Raw genomic sequence first — 17,957 nt, forward strand, 5'->3', positions numbered from 1 at the left:
GACACCAACTGGCTTTTCGCCTGCCGTGTTTTCGTGCTTCTGCGACGATTTTGTCACTCCCCCTGACTTCTTTGGCGCCGCCATCTTGTTCTTGTTTGCATTCCGCGCCTTCCTCGCTAAGTTGGCTATATGGGCCGTGAGCATTCAACGGCCGCCCATTGGCCGCATGACTTCAATGAGGCGGGCCTCCAAAAGTGGGCGGAGAGTTTGCGCGTCCAGCTAGATGCGCCGCGCGTTTCGCTGGGGCTCGTGTTCATGTCCCCGCGCTTCTTCCCCCATGCCCGGCAGGTGCTGGAAATCCTGCGGGTGCATGCCCGAATTCCGCTGCTTGCCGGCTGTTCGAGCCGGAGCCTGATCGTCGGCGACCATGAGGTCGAGCAAAACGCGGGCCTGACGCTGGGATTGTATGCGTTGCCGGGAGCCGAGTTGAAGGCGATCCACATTGCGCAGGAACAATTGGAGGAAGCCAACGGCCCCGCTTACTGGCACCTGGAGACTGGCGTCGAGCCCGGGCAATCCAATGGCTGGCTGGTCTTCATTGATCCCTTCCACCTGGACAGTGAAACCTGGCTCAGAACCTGGAACGAGGCTTACGCACCGCAACCGGTGCTGGGCGGCCTGGCCAGCGGTGAACCTAACGAGCAGACGACCCAGGTCTATCTGAACGGCGAGGTTTTCGAAGAAGGCGGTGTGGCGATTTCGGTCGGCGGAGCCGTGCGGCTGGTGGGCGTAACTTCGCAAGGCTGCACGCCCATTGGTGAGACCTGGACCCTCACGAAGGTGGAGCAGAACATCATTCACCAGATTGGCAATCGACCGGCCTACGAAGTCCTGGCCGAAACATTCAACCAGCTCCCGGCAGACCAGCAGAAAACCGCGCGCGGCAACCTCTTCATCGGCCTGGTCGTCAACGAGTACCTGGAGGACTTCCATCGCGGCGATTTTCTCATCCGCAACCTTTTGGGCGCCGACCCGCGCTCGGGCAGCATTGCCGTGGGAGCGTTGCCGCACCTGGGTCAGACGGTGCAGTTCCAGCGCCGTTCGGCCGCCGCCGCCGACGAGGACATGCAGGAGCTGCTCACCCGCGCCCGCAAGCAACTGGGCGACACTCCGATCTACGGCGGCTGCCTGTGCAGTTGCAATGGGCGCGGACAGAGTTTGTTCGGCAGCCCAAATCACGACGCGCAAATGGTCCAGCAGCGTTTCGGCCCGATCGGATTGGCCGGCTTCTTCTGCAACGGCGAGATCGGCCCCGTGGGTGAGAAGAGTTTCCTGCACGGCTACACCGCGTCCTTGGCGCTGTTTGTGAAGAAGCTGGAGCAGGCGAACCCAGTAGCCGGGGGCTGAAAGAGCCAGCACGACGATCTGGGTCCAAGGTGAAATAGAATTCTCCCGAATTTCACCGGTATGCGTCCTTCCGGGGAAGGATGCCGAGCCCCAGTATTCGACCCGCGCACTGTCCATTTTTGAGACAGTGGTGCCGCCTGCCTGCCTGTTCCAGTCCCCTCTAATCCAGGCGCCTTTGGCTTGGTGATCCGGCGACGGCACGGTGCTGCTACGGTGTGTATCCCATGGGGAGCGCTCCCCATGGGATACACACCGTAGCCTGACCGCCCCAACAAGCTATCCTCCACCCAGCAGCAAGCCGATGGACACCACCTGAACAGCGCCGTCACCCATCCGGCGGCGGTGTTGGAGGTCAAAAAGGACGTTTGAGACGGCGGATCGCCATCGGTGCGCCTTGGAAATCCGCGAAAAACTTCAAAAAGCCGGCGTGCGAAGCCAGTGGTTGGCTAGCGGTAAGCCAGTGGCAAACCCTGAGCAGGCTGCGCATGAGCTGTGCCCACGACAAACGATGGGTCGGCTACCCGGTCTTCTTGCCGAAGTTGGGGTCAATCTTGCGATTGAGCACCATCGCGAGGACAAATCCGGGGACGGCGGAGCAGATGACCCAGACAAAGAAGTGTTTGTAGCCCACCAGATCGGCAACCCACCCGCTCCAGAAGCCTGGGATCATCATTCCCAGTGCCATGAAGCCGGTGCAGATGGCGTAGTGGGCGGTCTTGTGGGGGCCGTCAGCGAAGAAGAGCATGTAGAGCATGAAGGCGGTGAAGCCGAAGCCGTAGCCGAACTGTTCGAGGGCGACGGCAGCGCAGGCGACGAGAAAACTGGAGGGCTGGGTCCAGGAGAGGAAAACGAAGGCAAGCTTGGGCAGGTACATGGAAGCCACCATGATGGGGAGCATTTTCTTAAGACCGTGTTTGGCCGCAGTGAAGCCGCCGAGCAAGCCGCCGAAGGTCAGGGCAAGAATGCCGAAGGTGCCATAGACGAGGCCGACCTGGCTCGTGGTCAACCCCAGGCCGCCGGCTTCGCGCGCGTCGAGAAGGAAGGGTGAAATAACCTTGACGAGCTGGGCCTCGTCGAAGCGGTAGAGGAGGATGAAGGCCATGGCCAGCAGGACACCCGGTTTCTGGAAGAAGGACCCCAGGGTGGCGAAGAACTCACCGAGGAGGCTGTGATGGGTTTTGACGGGGCCGTCAGCGGCGGGGCGCGGGAGCATGATGCTGTGCCAGCAACTGAAAGCGAGGAAGATGCCGGCGACGAAGAACAGGGTGATGGACCAGGCGAGGGGAATGTTGCCGGAGCTGGTGACGAAAGTGACGGCAGTATCGGTCTTCAGCTTGGGATCGAGCTGGATCACGGCCATGGCGGGCTGGTTCCAGTTGTCGGAGTTGAAGACGAAACGTTCGCCTTCGACCAGCCGGAAACCGCGGTCGCTCTTGCCAAAACCGATATACTCGATGCCCCGGGGTTTGCGGCCGAAGTTGACGGCCACCTGCTGGTCGGCAGGGGGCGCTTTTGAGAGGGATAGGTAGATTACGCCGATGTTGCCGGCAGCAGGGGTGTCGGTGGCCTGAATTCTGGGCGGCTTGGGGAAGTGATTGGTGAGAAAACCGCCCAGGGGGCCGGAGACATAAACGGACCACCAGTTGGTGGCAGCGGGTTTGGCTTTGACGGGGTTCTCCTCGGCGATGAAGCGATGCTGGCGATTCCAGGCTTTGGCCTGGGTGATGACAGCCTTGGCTTCCTCGGCGGTGCGGCCTGCCAGGGCAATGTCGAGCGAGGCGGGCTGGACGACGACGCGCAGGTCGCCGTCAGCGGCGGCGAGCTTGACCGTGGCAGGGTCCCAAGCGGAGACGACCGGGGCAGTGGCGCTGGCCTGGACGGGAATGGCGACGGGCGGGAGGCCGTTCTTGCTTTCGAGGACGCCGGCAAGCACGACCAGCAAGCCGCTGCCGACGATCATCGCGGTGCGGTAGAAGGTGCTGCGGAGTCCGACCCACCAGGCCTGCTCGTGCTTGGTGAGGGCGAGCATGTAGAATCCGTCCGCCGCGATGTCGTGGGTGGAGGAGGCGAAGGCCATGATCCAGAACAGGAAGAGCGACCATTTGAAGAACGCCGAGCCCTGAACCGAGAAGGCGACGAGCGCCAGGCCGAAGGAGACCAGGAACTGCATCGAGACCACCCAGAAGCGTTTCGTGCGCGTGATATCCACCAGCGGGCTCCAGAGGGGCTTGATGACCCAGGGCAGGTAGAGCCAACTGGTGTAGAGGGCGATGTCGGTGGTGGAAATGCCGAGGCGGAAGTACATGACCACGGACATGGTCATGACAATCACGTAGGGGATGCCCTGCGAAAAATAGAGGCTCGGGACCCACCACCACGGGTTGCGGGTCGTGTGCTTGGTTTCGACCGGTTTCGCTTCGGCTTTGGCAGAGGTGGCGGGTGTCATGTTGTTACACGACACGTTCTAGCAGCAAACGCGCGGCAGCGGCAAGCGGAGAGTTGCCCGTTGGCCGCCGCGCTATGCGGTCGGCAGCCCTTGCACCGCCTTTGCGCAGCGGGCGCAAAGGGTGGGATGCTCGGGCTGGGAGCCGACGTCGGTTTCCCAATGCCAGCAGCGCTCGCACTTGTCGCCGGCGGCTTTGGCGACGGAAACCGCCAGCGCGGCTTCGTCCGCCGGCTTGATTTCCAGTTGCGAGACGTTCAGGAGTTCGCGCAGGGATTCCAGATGGGCTTGGTTCGCGGCCAACGCGGGGTTTAAGCCGGCGATGGTGACCTTTGCTTCCAGCGCCTTGCCTATCGCCTTGGCCTGCCGGGCTTTTTCCAGCTCCGGCAGAGCCATCGCGCGCAGCTCGAACAAGGCCTTCCAGTCCGATTTTTCGGCTTCGTCGCGCTGGAAGCCAAGCGGTTCCCACGTGAGCAGGTGGGCCGAATCGGCGGTCTTGCCGGGCACAAACGCCCAAGCCTCGTCGGCGGTGAACGCCAGGATCGGAGCCAGCATCTTGCAGAGACCGCCGACCATGCGGTGCAGCGCGGTCTGAGTTGACCGGCGGCGGGGTGAGTTCGCCGGGTCGGTGTATAGCCGGTCCTTGACCACATCATGGTATATGGCGGACAGCTCCACGGCGACAAACTGGCTGACCTTCTGGTAGACGACGTGGAACTCGTACCGGTCGTAGGCGGCGAGGACTTCCCGCTCCAGTTGGGAGAACGCGCCCAGCATCCAGCGGTCGAGCCCGGTCAGCCTGTCGTCCGGCACCGCGTGCTTCGCGGGATCGAAGTCGTAGAGGTTCGCGAGCTGGTAGCGCAAGGCGTTGCGGAGGACACGGTAGGTCTCGGCCACTTTGCTGATGCGCTCCTCGCTGACGATGATGTCGTCGCGGAAGTCCTGCGAAGCAACCCAGAGCCGGACAATGTCCGCGCCCCACTTCTTCACGTAGGCGTCCGCGGTCTGCGGCTTCTCGTAACCGCTCTGGGCCTGTTTGCTCTTGGAAATCTTCTCGCGGTCGGCGTCCACCATGAAGCCGTGGGTCAGGACGGTCTTGAAGGGCGTCGCGCCATTGCCGGCCAGGGAGAGCAGCAAAGAGGATTGAAACCAGCCGCGGTGCTGGTCGCTGCCTTCCAGGTACATGTCGGCCTGCCAATCCGAGGCTGTTAGTTCCTTGTTGCCTGTTGCATGGCGGAGCTCGGGGCGCTGCATCAGGACCGAGCGGGAAGAGGAGCCGGAGTCAATCCACACGTCGAGGGTGTCGTTGGACTTGGAGGCGGGGACGGGCCCCTTCCAATCCGCCGGCTTGAGCATCGCCCACAGCTCCGCGGCGGACTTCTCGAACCAGACATTCGAGCCGTGTTGCGCGAAAAGCGCTGCGGCATTGCGCACGATCTGCGCATCGAGGATCGGGCGGCCCTGCGCGTCATAGAACGCAGGGATGGGCACACCCCAGGTGCGCTGGCGGGAGATGCACCAGTCAGGCCGGCCCTTGATGGCGGCCTCGATGCGGCTCTTGCCCCAGTCGGGCACCCACTCCACGCGGTTAATCTCGGCCAGCGCCCGCTCGCGGAAACTGGCGTGGTCCACCTCGACGAACCATTGGTCCATGGCCCGGAAGATGATGGGGGTCTTGCTGCGCCAGCAATGGGGATAGCTGTGGGGGTAGTTTTCCTGGTGCAGGAGGACCTTGCGGGCGCGCAGTTCGTGCAAGACAACTTCGTTGGCGTCGCTCTTGCCGTGCTTCTCCAGGATGGACTTGCCGATCATCCCGGCGGGCATCTGCTGCTCCTGCGGCAGGTCGTCGGTGTAGGCGAATCTGCCGTCGTCATCCACGGGTGAATAGATCGGCAGGCCCTGTTCGGTGCCGAGGTGGTAGTCTTCCAGGCCGTGCCCCGGAGCGCAGTGCACGAAACCCGTGCCGGTCTCGTTGTCCACGAAGCTGTCGCCGCGGAAGAACTTCCCGGTGCGGTTGCAGAAGGGGTGTTGGTACTCCATTTGGCCCAGGTGCCCGCCGTCGAGGCTGCGGAGAATCTGGTAATCCTGCCAGCCGCACTTCGCGGCGACCGCGGGCAACAGGAGGGCGGAAACGATGTACTGCTCCTGGCCGACCAGCACGAGCGAGTAGCTGAAAGTGGAGTTGTAGGCGATGGCAAGGTTGGCGGGCAGAGTCCAGGGCGTGGTGGTCCAAATCACGACCGAAGTGCCGGGGTGCCCGGCCAGCGGGAACTTCACATACACGCTCTGGCTTACGTGATCCTTGTATTCGACCTCAGCCTCAGCCAGCGCGGTGCGACAGGGGATGCTCCAGTACACCGGCTTCTTGCCGCGATAGATGAAGCCCTGCTCCACCAGGTTCGCGAACAGGCGCAGTTCCTCGGCTTCATATCCCTTGTTGAGTGTGCGGTAAGGATTATCCCAGTCGCCCAGCACGCCGAGCCGCTTGAACTGGCCCCGCTGGATATCAATGTACTTGCGCGCGTAGGCCTCGCACGCCTTGCGGATGGCCGCCGCATCCGACGTGGTGTCGCCAGCCTTGCGCATGTCCTGGGTGACTTTGAACTCAATGGGGAGCCCGTGGCAGTCCCAGCCCGGCACGTAGGGCGCGCTGAACCCGCGTAGCGTCTTGTATTTGACAATGATATCTTTGAGGATCTTGTTCAGGGCGGTGCCGATGTGAACGTCGCCGTTGGCGAACGGCGGGCCGTCGTGCAGGATAAACTTCTCCGCTCCCACGCGCTGGGCCTGTGCGGCGGCATAAAGGCCGGCGGCTTCCCACTGTTTCAGCCGCGCCGGCTCCCGGGCGACGAGGTCCGCCTTCATCGGAAAGTCGGTTTGCGGCAGGTTTAATGTGTTCTTGTAGTCCATGCAGCGTCTTAAAGAAGGCGGACATTACCAGCCGCCCAAAGTAGTGTCAAACGAACGGCCCAACGGCGGGGATTGAACAAAGGTCCGGCGTGCGACTTTCCGGAAGCGCATCCGGACAACCTGTGCTAACCTTAATGCCGGGACGGGCAGCGCCAAAGGGCTGACCCGTGCGACACATCGCCGAAGCAAATCTATGAAGAATACTCTGGTTGTAGTCACAGACCTTGGATGCTTGAAAGCCTACCGACTTGAAAATAACCACCCCACCCATATACCGCGGCTGGAACTCATTGAAGAATTCAAAAGCGCCGACGCTCACGGCAAGCTGGTGGACGCGGTGACGGACCTTGCCGGCCGGTTTCCGCGCAGCGGGGGTGTGGCCGGCGCGAGCGGGGCCATGTCGGATGGCGAGCGGCATAACATCGCGCTGGAAAAGCGCAAGCGGCTGGTCCGGCAGCTGGCGCAGCGGTTCAACGCCCTGGCACGCCGCCCGGAGGTCGAGCGCTGCCTGCTGGCCGCCAGCCGCCAGATCAACCACCAACTGCTGGAGGAACTGGATCCCCAGGTGCGGGCTAAGATTGAAAAGAATGTCCCGGCCGACCTGACGAAGGCGGACCGGGCGGAAATCCTCCGCCACTTCTGACCTCGTGGGGCAGGAGCGGAATACGAAAGCACCCATCACGGTCCAGTTGCTTTCGGGCGGCCAGCCGCTATCCTTGGCTCCATGAAGAGAGCAGAAAGGCCGCCGGTGGACCCTGAGCTGAAGCGGCGGATTCAGGAACTGATCGAGTACCGGCACGGAGGGCACAATGAGGAGAACGTTGCCGACATCATCGAGAACGGGCTCAAGCTGCTGAAGGATGTCAAGCACAGCGGCGATGTGCGGGTCATTCAGACCGCGCTGCGGGAGCTGCGTTACGCGTTCAAGCTCTTTGCGCCTTACTCCCATGTGCGCAAGGTGACGATGTTTGGGTCGGCCCGCACGCAGCCGACACAAGCGGAGTATCAGCAGGGGGTCGAATTTGGCCGGAAAATCGCCGCGGCAGGCTTCATGGTGATTACCGGCGCGGGACCGGGTATCATGCAGGCCGGGCACGAGGGCGCCGGCCCGAAGATGAGTTTCGGCGTCAACATCCGGCTCCCGTGGGAACAAAGCGCCAACCCGGTGATTCGCGAGGACAAAAAGCTGGTCACCTTCAAGTACTTCTTCACCCGCAAGCTGATCTTCATCCGGCACTCGGATGCCATCGCGCTGTTCCCGGGGGGATTTGGGACGCTGGACGAAGGTTACGAGGCCCTAACGCTGATGCAGACCGGCAAGAGCCAGCTCATGCCGCTGGTGCTGGTGGACCGTCCGGGCGGCACCTACTGGAAGACCTGGGACCGGCATGTGCGCGAGCACCTCTTGCGGGACCAGCTAATCTCGCCCGACGATCTGAACCTCTACCAAATCACCGACAACATTGACCTGGCGGTGAAGATTATTACGCGGTTCTACCGCAACTTCCACTCCACCCGTTTCGTCAAAGACCTGTTCATCATCCGGCTCAAGCACGCGCCAAGCGACTCCGCCCTGGAAGCGATGAACGAGGACTTCGCTGATATCAACCTCGGTCCGCCCATGAAACGCATCAAGGCAACGCCGGAGGAGCGGGCGGATGACGATCAGGTGGATTTGCCGCGTGTTGCCTTCAACTTCAACCGCAAGGACTATGGCCGTCTGCGGCAGTTGATTGATGTGCTCAACAGCGTTTGAAGGCGAGCGGAAGCCGCGTGGCGGTTATTTGCGGTCCAGGTTCTGGCGCAGGTCTTCCGCCGTGACTGGGCACTCCACCCCGGCGGCGGGGACCTCGACTTTGGCGGTCCAGAGGATGGCATTGAGCACCAACTTGCGGTAATCGGCGTTGCCCCAATTGTAGTGAAAGTGGCCGCCCGTGATGCCGAAGCCCCGTCCGCCGTCCGGGCGTTCGCTGGCCCAGGCGAGGATTTGCGGTTCGCCCCGCTTCACAGCCTCCCGAACCGCCGGATTGCCCGAGTGCGGTCCGTCCGGTCGGCTCATCGTGCTGGCGGGCGCCACCGCCGAAAGAATCGGCACGACCCCCTTCATCCCGTCGCGGAAGCGCATGTGGAAATACCACTCGTCGTTGATGCGGAACGGGCTCACCCCGCGCGTGATGGCGTGTGTCGGCAGCGGCTGGAACTCCGGGCGCCAGGTTGGGTTCACTGACCAGTGCTGCTCAAAGCAGCCGCCAATCCAGTCCAGGAATTCCTGTTGGCCCTTCTCTTTGGTCGGTTCCACCGCGTAGTGGAGGCAGGCCAATCCGACGCCGTTCTTCATCAACTCGCCCAAGATCTTGAGCCGGTCGCCCTGGACGAAGGGGTGACCGCCGCCGCCATCGCTGTAGATGACGATGGCCGCCGCGCCGGCAAAGGCGGCATCCGGGTTCTGGGGCCAGCCGTTGCTGCAGACCTCGGAGATGATGCCTGGGATGCGGCCGAGGCAGGATTGAAACAAAAGGCAGCCAGCGCGATGCTCGTGGTCGCCCGCGTGATGGCTCGGCGGGCCGGCGAGGAAGACGACCTTCTTGTCCGCGGCCGAGGCCGTGAGCGCGGTCGCCAGAGTGAGGAGCGCGATTGGAATGTGGTGCATGGGCTTAAACTACACCGCGGGCTTTCTGGCACAACCGGGATTTGCAGGGACGCGCCTGGGGACGAGTCCAGGCGGATCGCCAGCGCTTTGCAGCCCTTGTTTTGTGCCGGGTGCGGGTGTTGGCAAACAGGGCGAAGTGTGAGACTATCGGATCGCAAACTGACCATGAAAACACTTCCCGCATACTGGGTGGACACAATCGCTCTGGCTGTTGGGCTGTTCGCAACACTGGAAGGCGGCCCCATAATGGCTGCCGATGCAACTGAGCGGCGGTTCGAAGGCAGGCATTATCGCGGGGTCGGAGACGTTGAATACCTGCGCCTGCTGGAGACGGCGCGACGGATGTTCGAGCCGGATGCCGAGCTCCAAAACCTGGCGATGCTGTATGAGCCGAAGTGGAATGGGCTGGTCGAAGGCCCGACCTGGGACGCCTGGTGGATCCAGAATTCGTACGGCACCACCTACGCCATCCTGCCGCTGCTGCAAGAGCCTTTCGTAACGTTCTTGCAGAACGCGCAGGACTTGTGGTTCGACCAAATGGGAGATGGCAAGCGGGTCGGGGCCAAGCCGCCGTTTGACTGGGTGGCGCCCGATGGGTGCTTGTGCGACGCCGCGCGCCCCGGGTGGATCGTCTATAAACAAGGTGATGGACGGACAGGGATTCATGATTGGGGCATGGAATTCACCGCGGCAGGGGTGGTCCTGCAGGCGGAACTGCTGCTGATCAGCCGGGACGCAAAAGCGATCGCGCATTACCTGCCTGTGCTTGAGCGGAGCGCGAATTTCATCGAGACGCGGCGTGACCCGGCCAACAACCTGTTCCTGGCCGGCCCGGCGGGCAATCTCCTGGCGCCGAGCTACGCGGGATGGAAGCGGCCCGACGGCACCTACGCCAACGCCTACCTGGCGGGGCTGTCCGTTACCTACATCGCGGCGCTGGACCGGCTGATAGAGCTGGAAAAGCTGGCGAGCCGCAAGGAGCAGGCGGCGCTCTACGCTCAACGGCGCGAACTTGCGCGGCGCGGGCTGCCATTGCTGACGGCCGACGAAGGCTACTTCATCCGCTCGCTCGACCCGGACGGCGTCCGGCACGGGGTGTTCGGCGCGGAACGGCATGGTTACTTTGAGGCGTCGCCCAACCATGACGCGATTGCCTTCCGCGTGGTGGACGATGCGCAGGCGGAACGGATTTACAAGAAGATTGCGTCCCTGCCCGGACTGCGGCCGCATCATTTCGTGCTGCCCAACTACCCGTCCTACGACGACATGTATGAGAAAGCGGAAGGGCTGTGGGGCTACGGCACGTGGGTCAATGGGGGACATTGGTCCACTTGCGAGGCGCGGATGGTGCTGGGTTACTGCCGGCTGGGGAAATTCGAGGACGCGCGGCGGTCCATGCGCCAGTTGCTGACGTTCGCGGAGCGGTTCCGGATGGACAACCCGCTGACCAAGTGCGGCAGCGACGTCTATCAGCCCAATGAACCAGTCAACCTTTGTTACGACAGCTTCGGCCCGGCGGCGGCATTCATGCGCGGCTTGTTCGAGTATCTCTACCGGGCGGACGGCCTCACGCTGGTGCCGCATGTGCCGCCCGCCATCACGGAGTTGGAGCAGTGCGACCCGGTGCGATTCGGGAACAAGCGGATTTTGCTGTCCACCGTCGGCGCGGGGCCGATCACGGCAGTCAGAATCAACGGGCGCAAGTGGAAGCACTTTGACCGCGCGACGGTCTTTCTGCCCTACGCCAAGACTCCGGTGCTGGCCAGGGTCGAAATCACTCTGGGCAATGGCAAACCAGAAGGGCATATGGTTTCACCAGCCAAATCGTCCTTGGGAATCTCCGGCAGTTCATGTCCGGCTTCGGCAGGCGACCTCGCCGCGTTGGAAGCGCGGGCCGGCCGGCTGCGCGAGTTTGCGCGGCGTATGGCGGCCGAGGGATTAGGCGCAAGCTATGAAGCCGCCCACGCGCGATTGGCGGCAAATTGCGTCGCCGCAGCGGGCCGGCGACGGCATCTGATCGGGGAGGGGAAGATCAAGCCCCTGCCTGCCGCCAGCGAGGCGGCGGCTGACCGCATGTATGCGGCTGCCGCGACTAAACTATGCGACGGCTTGGAAGCACTGTTGAAGGGATATGAAAAGGCAAGCAGCCGGGAGCAGCGGAAGATGCACACGCTGTGGGCGAACGCCGGCCGATAGTTGGGGCGCCCCAAACATTGCAGCCCCCTCCATGAGCAAGGTCAGTTCGCGCGCGGTTCCAACAAGGACCATTTGCCCCGCGTGCCAACGCTGTGACGAGCAAGCGTGACGATCGCTTGCCTGAGTTCCGGGTTTCCCGTCCGGTTTGCCACTGGATCTCCCCGCTCGGACCACGCCTCATTTAGGCGTTGATCTCCACCTGCAACTCGGTCAAATATACAGCATGAGCGTGACACCGTTCTGCCCGTTGAGAAGACGCAGCGCGGTCGCTGGGGGCCGCTCCCGGTCGGGGCCGCTCAGGAATTCTCCGCGTTTACTCGTTTGCGCGGCCATGGTTTGCGCGCTGGCGCTGGCTGCCAACCCGCGGGAGGTTCTTGGAGAGGAGACCAACTCCCCGCCGCCAGCCACCAGCCAACTCGAACAGGTGAGTGCGCAGGAGTTGCTGCGGGTGTTTGTGCAATTGCAGGAACAGCTCCGCGCCACTCAACTGGCCATTCAGGAGAACCGTCAGGAAACCAAAACGGCGGCGGCTCAAAATGCCGAGGCCTTGTCCAACGGGTTGCAGGCCATGCAGGAGGCGTTTGCGGCGCAGCGCGCGCGGGACTGGGCGGCGATGCAGAGTTCCAACGAGGCGGTGCTGATCGTGGTAGGCACTTTTGCGGCGATCAGCGTTTTGACGATGCTCATTATGACCTATTTCCAATGGCGGATGAGCACAGGTCTGGCTAAAATTTCAGCCGCACTCCCCGCCGCCTTTGGATTGGAGACCGGCTTCGGCACGGCCACGCTTGGCCCGGCCGAGCCCTCGAGCCTGCATTTGCCTGGGGCGACAGAACAGCCTGCGAGTGCGGCCCACGAGCCCAAACCGGGTTCTCCGCCGGGCTTGAAGCGCCCGCAAGCGCGCAATCTGCCCATCGGTGGCCGGGCGATTCTCAACGCCGAAACGGCATTCCGCAGGCGGCGAATCCGGGCGCTCCAGGTTGTGGTGGTTATATGTCTGATCTTCGCTGCGGCCCTGGCGCTTCTGCTGTACTTGGTCACGTGCAGGAAATTGGGCTTCGGTCCGTTTCACGCTGTGCTGAAGCTCTGAAGTGGCAAGAAGGAGAGGGCGAAGAGGGCCTCGGGTGGTTGCCTCTGCCGCTCACGGCGAAAACTATGGAGCTCCGGTTCCCCTTCAAAGAGTGGTGCCCCCAGGCTTCAATTGCGCCATTGTTCTGGCCGACAGTCTCGCCTCACCGTGGTCTGCCTTCAATCAGCAGGTGTGGTTGAAGAATAAGACAACTCATTCCTGAACGTAAGCATTCGCCTTCCCCGCCTTCGACGGCTATCCTATTATCCATCAGTCTATGTCTTTGGATTCGATAGCAGACCGGAGTGCCGAGCTGTTTGAGAGATGCTTCGGCCATTCGCCGCGCTGGCTGGTTGCCGCGCCGGGCCGGGTGAATCTGATCGGTGAACACACCGACTATAACGACGGCTTCGTGCTGCCCATGGCGATTGAGCGGCACATTGTCATCGCCGCGCACCGCAACCCCGGCCGCGAGGTGACCTTGCACAGCGTGACTACGGGGGAAACCGCGGCCTTCAACATGCGCCCCGAAGTCACCCCGGGCTCGCCCGGCTGGTCCAACTACGTCCGCGGCGTCATCGCTGGCTTCCAGCGGCGCGGCACGAAGCTGCCCGCTTTCGACGCCGTCATCGAATCCACCCTTCCGTTTGGCGGCGGGCTGGCCAGCAGCGCCGCGCTGGAAGTTGCCACTGCCACCCTCCTCGAAAGCATCGCCGGCCCCCCGCTCGACCCGGTCGAAAAAGCCCTCCTCTGCCAGCACGCCGAGCACGACTACGCCGGTGTGCCTTGTGGGATCATGGACCAGTTCACCTCCATTCTCGCCCAGGAAAACCACGCGCTATTATTGGATTGTCGCTCACGCACTACCACCCTGGTGCCGATGACGAATCCCGATGTGACGGTCTTGATCGTCAACACCGAAATCCGCCACAAGCTGGCGGAGAGCGAATATGCCAAACGGCGCACACAATGCGAAATCGCCGCCCGCGCCTTGAAGGTTGCGTCCCTGCGCGACGCAACGCCTGAAATGCTCGAAGCCTCTCGCGGTCAGATGGACCCGGTTGCCTTTCGCCGCGCCCGCCACGTCATCACCGAAAACGCGCGCACCCTCGAGGCGGCCAAGGCGATTCAAGCTTCTGAATGGCCTGCTGTCGGCCAACTGATGTACGCCAGCCACGCCTCCCTCCGCGATGATTACGAAGTAAGCTGCCCCGAACTGGACGCGGTGGTGGAAGTCGCCCGGGCGATCGGCGCGGGAGGAGGCGTTATCGGATGCCGAATGACCGGCGGCGGTTTTGGCGGTTGTGCTGTGCTCCTGGTCGAAACCGAAGCCGTTCAGCGCCTCACTCGCAAACTGGATGAGGCTTACGAGAGAAAAACCGGTCGGCAGACATCTATCTTCTCCTCCCGCCCCGCTGCGGGCGCCTGTGTGCTCAAAGCGGGCTAAGCGGTTTGTTTCGGTGTCGGAAATAGCTGCGCTTTCCGCAATCGCAGGGTGATACCACCGTCGCACTTCGGGGTTACCCCCGGAACGGGTGTTCCACCGCCCCGGCGTCTCCCCGCCGCCGCCGCTCAAACTCCCCTCCAAGCGCTGGCGTGATCTGATCCTGCGCGTCTGGCACGCGGATCCGCTCCGCTGCCCCCTTTTATGACTCCGCCCGTCTGCAATTAGCAATTTGCCATTTGCCATTTCTCCCCGTTCATCGGCTATCCGGCTATCGGCGATTGGCACCACAAAGCGCGAAGCGCTCCTGCATACTGGGGCACCTATCTCGTGGCGGGCTTGGGAAGCCAATTCGTCCCATCAGTCCTATCTACCCCCTTCCACCGCTCCGCGCGCAAGCGCGCCAGTCAAAGCACCCCGTAGGCGGTGCCAGAAATTAGCCCCGGGTAAGGCCGTCAGACGGCCGCCACCCGGGGTATCACGTCCTAATAGATCGTCCCCCTCCCATGCGCGCCGAGCGCATGGGAGGGGGAAGGGGGAGGGCGACCGGCTCACAGCTCCGACGAAACTCGCCCTGGTGCAGCCATTACAAAAAGACCGGCGCAACCCTCCCGGATCACCCCATCACAATCAAAACAAACACTACCCGCGCCCAGGCCAGAGCAGCCCCAGGGGCAGGCCATGAAGATTGCCGGCAAAGGGAATAATCTCCGTCCCGGTATAGAGCACGACGCCGCGGACCCACCGTTTTCCAGCCACAGCCGCCAGCGCCTGCAACCCCCGCACGTCGCCGCCGCTTAAGGTCGAGCTGGCCTTTACTTCCACCCCCACCAACCGCCCGGCGGCGTCCTCGAGCACCAGGTCCACCTCCTGACCGGACGCGGTGCGCCAATAGAAGAATTGCGGCTGGGTCTGGCTCCATCCGGCCTGCTTGCGCAATTCCATCAACGCGAAGTTCTCCAGCAGGGCTCCGGCCAGGCTCGCGTCCAACTCCAGGCGCTCCGGCGTCAAGCCCACCAAATGCGCCAGCAGGCCCGTGTCATTCAGATAGACCTTCGGCGTCTGAATGATGCGCTTGCCCAGGTTGGTTGCCCAGGGCTGCAACAACTGGACCAGGAACGTCTTCTCCAGCAGTGCGAAGTATCGCTTCAACGTCGTCTGCGGCACCCCGAGACTCCTCGATAAGTCCGCGAAGTTGAGGAGTCCACCCGCCCGAGTGGCCACCAGCGCCAGCAGGCGCGGTACCGCTGTGAGATCGGCGATGTTGGCCAGATCGCGGACATCCCGTTGCAGGATCGTCGTCATGTAGGACTGGAACCAGGCCCCGCGCCGCGCCGGGGACGGACGCGTCAGCGCCAGGGGATAACCCCCCGCCAGGGCGCGCCGGAACAATTCAGCGCGTTGCGGACCAGCCGCCCCTTTCCGGCCCCAAGCCGGCTCCTTCCCGAACAACACGTCCACGAACCCTTCGGACACCCCCTCCAGTTCTCCCTGCGAGAAGGGCCAGAGCGTCAGCACCTCCATGCGCCCGGCCAGTGACTCCGAGAGTTTCGGCAGCAGCAGGACGTTGGCCGAACCGGTCAGCAGAAAGCGCCCCGGCTCACGCTGCCGGTCAACCGCCATCTTGATCGCTGGAAACAGTCCCGGCACATGTTGCACCTCGTCAAGGGTGACGGGAGTGCTCAGGCCGGCAATGAATCCTTGCGGGTCACGCTGGGCTGCCGCCAGGAGGCCGGCATCATCAAAGGTCAGGTATTGGCGGCCCTTGGCAACCTCTGCCGCCTGCACCAGGGTACTCTTGCCGGTTTGCCTGGCGCCAACGACCAGCGTCACGGGCGTATCTCGAAGGGCTTCCAGCAGATGGTCAGTCAGATGGCGGCGAATCATGCGGATAATCAACCACAGCCTGGATGATAATCAACCACATAATTAGCCTACCCCCGCCGCTCGCCAAACTTCCCTCCAAAGGCTGGCGCGACCTCACCCTGCGCGTCTGGCACGTGGACCGCTCCGCTGTCCCGTTTGCCGGAACCCCATGCGCGTTATCGCCGTCATTGACGACCCTCGGGTTGTCGAGAACATCCTCCGTCACCTCGGCGCCTGGCACAATCCGCCGCCCAGACCGCCGCCACTGGGCTTCCCGGGGCCATACACCTACGAACCCCGTGACGACGTGGATCTGAAGCCCCACTATGAGAATGTGCTCACTGACTGAAAGACGATACCGCCGCGCCCCAGGCTGCCGGTAGGGTCTGCCCGCCCTCAGGCCGGTCCGGACGCACCCGGGCCTCGGGCGCGTTCGCCAAGTCAAGACCAGCCGCTGGAGCCGGGCAAGAAGCCTCGCCGAGCGGGAAAAAGCAGTGTTTGACTTCTGGCCATGCCTCCTGACACGCTCACGGCATGCCTGCTGAGTGCGAAAACCAATTCTCCCTCACTCGCTCAGCGCTGAGTACGTGCCGCGCGCAAAAGCAAATTCAGTATCAGTGGGTGCTGCAGGCCTTCCACATTGGCCCGGAATTCGTTCCGGCCCCCCTGATTTCTGAAGTTATCAGCTAAATGCACTGCGGAGAATTGAATAATTTGGGTTAAAACATGCTCGGCGGAGGCGGTGTAACATTTGCCGAATTTTGCTGTTAGAAAGGGAGAACATATGACAGTAAGAATGCCCAGACTGAAAATGCCTTCTCCCGACATTCAGAAGGATATCCGTTTCCAGAAGCGGCTTGGACTTGGCTTAACCCTGGCCGGTCTGGTGGCCTTATGCGTCGGATTCTTCACGTATCAGACGACACGGAGATTCTGCGCCACCGCAAGCAGGGCTGCCGGGAAAATCGTCGTTCTGGAAAAGGTGGAATTTGATCGCAAAACTACAATGTACCCCGTGTTTTCTTTTCTTGATTCCAACGGTAACTCGAATGTTGTGCGCTGCGCCTCCGGATACCCGTTAAAGGGCTGGACCTTGGCCAGACGTCACAAGGTGGGCGATACAGTTGAGGTCCTGTATTCTTCCAGAGATCCGGACAGTGCTCTGCTGAACGAGTTTCTAGCGGTCTGGGGCTGGACCGTCCTGTTTGCAGGTGGCGGCCTGTTGCTTGCCAGTTGTGGAGGCATTTTGTGGTACTGGTCGGTGCACTGGCGAAAAGAGGTCTTCGGAAACCCTTCCGCTTGAATAAATGAAGCATGTTCCAGCCAACCCGACTGTTTCACGAAGAGATCCGCTGCCGCTTATCTTTGGGCTTCTGGGGTTTGCGTTAATGTGCGGGACAATCCTCTTCCGCATCAACCCGGTGGAAGGCTCTGTTGTGCCGGACTTCTTCCATGAAACCTTCGTGGGAAACGCGCTTTACTGGCTCATGTTTGTGACGTGCATGCCTGTGTTTATCCTGACCACGGCTTCAGTGAACGACGAGATGTTGGCATGGCTACCTGCCTGGTTGCCGGCTTTCAATCTCGCGTTGCTTGTAATGCAGGTTTTTCTTTATTGGCTGCTCGGCAAAACCATTTCCATGCTCTGCAAAAAAGGCCAGCACGTGTGTCGTTCGAAAGGGAAATGGAAAGGGGTCAGCCATTAGGGCATTTGTCCAACAGAAAAAAGCGTTGCCGTCCGATTCGTTTTAAACCGGTTTTTGCCGCAGCTCTTCCGACGAGCTCTGCCAGCCGACACGAACCTGCGTTTTCGTCGTTTGAATCGGAACACCGACCGAGCGTTTTGCGCGGCGAAGCGATCCGTTCAGTCAGCCATCCGGGTCTAGCGCGTTCTGAGCGGATGTCCTGGCTGAACCCCATTTCGAACCGAAAGGAGCGGACCGGACGTCTCCTGCCCGGCTCCCTCCGGCTCGGTTTTCTTAAAGGGGTCAGTTAATGAGAATGTAATATGGAGTTGACCTCAGTGGAGTCT

At 62.2% G+C, this 17,957-nt stretch carries 13 protein-coding genes; 9 read left to right on the plus strand and 4 right to left on the minus strand.

The features are described from left to right. Window positions 1-129: 129 nt before the first annotated feature. Complete coding sequence (locus tag P5205_18990; protein HSA12450.1) at window positions 130-1,347, plus strand: FIST N-terminal domain-containing protein; 1,218 nt, start codon at window positions 130-132, stop codon at window positions 1,345-1,347. A gap of 517 nt (window positions 1,348-1,864) precedes the next feature. Here P5205_18990 and P5205_18995 read toward each other — a convergent pair. Both P5205_18995 and ileS read right to left on the minus strand, forming a co-directional pair. Then, a complete protein-coding gene (locus P5205_18995) occupies window positions 1,865-3,793 on the minus strand; it encodes an MFS transporter (protein HSA12451.1) in 1,929 nt (642 codons plus the stop codon). Window positions 3,794-3,865: 72 nt separating this feature from the next. Further along, complete coding sequence (gene ileS / locus P5205_19000; GenBank protein HSA12452.1) at window positions 3,866-6,700, minus strand: isoleucine--tRNA ligase; 2,835 nt, start codon at window positions 6,698-6,700, stop codon at window positions 3,866-3,868. 193 nt (window positions 6,701-6,893) lie between these two features. Between ileS and P5205_19005 the strand changes: the two genes are divergently transcribed. Next, the gene (locus P5205_19005; GenBank protein ID HSA12453.1) at window positions 6,894-7,343 is read left to right on the plus strand and encodes a host attachment protein; all 450 of its coding nucleotides are present in this window, start codon (window positions 6,894-6,896) and stop codon (window positions 7,341-7,343) included. Between the two features lie 81 nt (window positions 7,344-7,424). Then, on the plus strand, window positions 7,425-8,456 hold the full coding sequence (locus tag P5205_19010; GenBank protein ID HSA12454.1) for an LOG family protein: 1,032 nt from the start codon (window positions 7,425-7,427) through the stop codon (window positions 8,454-8,456). Window positions 8,457-8,480: 24 nt separating this feature from the next. Here the strand turns inward: P5205_19010 and P5205_19015 are convergent, their stop codons facing one another. Continuing rightward, a complete protein-coding gene (locus P5205_19015) occupies window positions 8,481-9,350 on the minus strand; it encodes a ThuA domain-containing protein (GenBank protein HSA12455.1) in 870 nt (289 codons plus the stop codon). Window positions 9,351-9,515: 165 nt separating this feature from the next. Here P5205_19015 and P5205_19020 point away from each other — a divergent pair, with 165 nt between their 5' ends. The 3 genes from P5205_19020 (at window position 9,516) to galK (ending at window position 14,062) form a co-directional block, all read left to right on the plus strand. Further along, on the plus strand, window positions 9,516-11,546 hold the full coding sequence (locus P5205_19020; protein HSA12456.1) for a hypothetical protein: 2,031 nt from the start codon (window positions 9,516-9,518) through the stop codon (window positions 11,544-11,546). Window positions 11,547-11,877: 331 nt separating this feature from the next. After that, on the plus strand, window positions 11,878-12,636 hold the full coding sequence (locus P5205_19025; GenBank protein ID HSA12457.1) for a hypothetical protein: 759 nt from the start codon (window positions 11,878-11,880) through the stop codon (window positions 12,634-12,636). A 262-nt stretch (window positions 12,637-12,898) separates the two neighbouring features. Continuing rightward, complete coding sequence (galK, locus tag P5205_19030; protein HSA12458.1) at window positions 12,899-14,062, plus strand: galactokinase; 1,164 nt, start codon at window positions 12,899-12,901, stop codon at window positions 14,060-14,062. Window positions 14,063-14,701: 639 nt separating this feature from the next. Here the strand turns inward: galK and P5205_19035 are convergent. Beyond that, a complete protein-coding gene (locus P5205_19035; protein ID HSA12459.1) occupies window positions 14,702-15,946 on the minus strand; it encodes an ATP-binding protein in 1,245 nt (414 codons plus the stop codon). A gap of 148 nt (window positions 15,947-16,094) precedes the next feature. On the opposite strand from P5205_19035, the gene P5205_19040 reads away from it, so the two are divergent. The 3 genes from P5205_19040 to P5205_19050 all read left to right on the plus strand — a co-directional run bounded on the left by P5205_19040 (window position 16,095) and on the right by P5205_19050 (window position 17,631). Next, entirely contained in the window at window positions 16,095-16,274 is a 180-nt protein-coding gene (locus P5205_19040; protein ID HSA12460.1) for a hypothetical protein, read from the plus strand. A 435-nt stretch (window positions 16,275-16,709) separates the two neighbouring features. Further along, window positions 16,710-17,228 carry a DUF3592 domain-containing protein gene (locus P5205_19045; GenBank protein ID HSA12461.1) on the plus strand — a complete coding sequence of 173 codons (519 nt, stop codon included), beginning with the start codon at window positions 16,710-16,712 and terminating at the stop codon, window positions 17,226-17,228. Window positions 17,229-17,232: 4 nt separating this feature from the next. Continuing rightward, window positions 17,233-17,631, plus strand: coding sequence for a hypothetical protein (locus P5205_19050; protein ID HSA12462.1), 399 nt, complete (start codon window positions 17,233-17,235; stop codon window positions 17,629-17,631). Window positions 17,632-17,957: the final 326 nt, after the last annotated feature.

The organism is Candidatus Paceibacterota bacterium (assembly GCA_035452965.1).
In the GTDB taxonomy this organism is placed as follows: domain Bacteria; phylum Verrucomicrobiota; class Verrucomicrobiia; order Limisphaerales; family UBA8199; genus UBA8199.

Bases quoted from the DNA above. Each gene is read 5' to 3' on its own strand.
- P5205_18990 (HSA12450.1), top strand. From the start codon at position 130: ATGGGCCGTGAGCATTCAACGGCCGCCCATTGGCCGCATGACTTCAAT.
- P5205_18995 (HSA12451.1), bottom strand. From the start codon at position 3,793: ATGACACCCGCCACCTCTGCCAAAGCCGAAGCGAAACCGGTCGAAACC.
- ileS (HSA12452.1), bottom strand. From the start codon at position 6,700: ATGGACTACAAGAACACATTAAACCTGCCGCAAACCGACTTTCCGATG.
- P5205_19005 (HSA12453.1), top strand. From the start codon at position 6,894: ATGAAGAATACTCTGGTTGTAGTCACAGACCTTGGATGCTTGAAAGCC.
- P5205_19010 (HSA12454.1), top strand. From the start codon at position 7,425: ATGAAGAGAGCAGAAAGGCCGCCGGTGGACCCTGAGCTGAAGCGGCGG.
- P5205_19015 (HSA12455.1), bottom strand. From the start codon at position 9,350: ATGCACCACATTCCAATCGCGCTCCTCACTCTGGCGACCGCGCTCACG.
- P5205_19020 (HSA12456.1), top strand. From the start codon at position 9,516: ATGAAAACACTTCCCGCATACTGGGTGGACACAATCGCTCTGGCTGTT.
- P5205_19025 (HSA12457.1), top strand. From the start codon at position 11,878: ATGGTTTGCGCGCTGGCGCTGGCTGCCAACCCGCGGGAGGTTCTTGGA.
- P5205_19035 (HSA12459.1), bottom strand. From the start codon at position 15,946: ATGATTCGCCGCCATCTGACTGACCATCTGCTGGAAGCCCTTCGAGAT.
- P5205_19040 (HSA12460.1), top strand. From the start codon at position 16,095: ATGCGCGTTATCGCCGTCATTGACGACCCTCGGGTTGTCGAGAACATC.
- P5205_19045 (HSA12461.1), top strand. From the start codon at position 16,710: ATGACAGTAAGAATGCCCAGACTGAAAATGCCTTCTCCCGACATTCAG.
- P5205_19050 (HSA12462.1), top strand. From the start codon at position 17,233: ATGAAGCATGTTCCAGCCAACCCGACTGTTTCACGAAGAGATCCGCTG.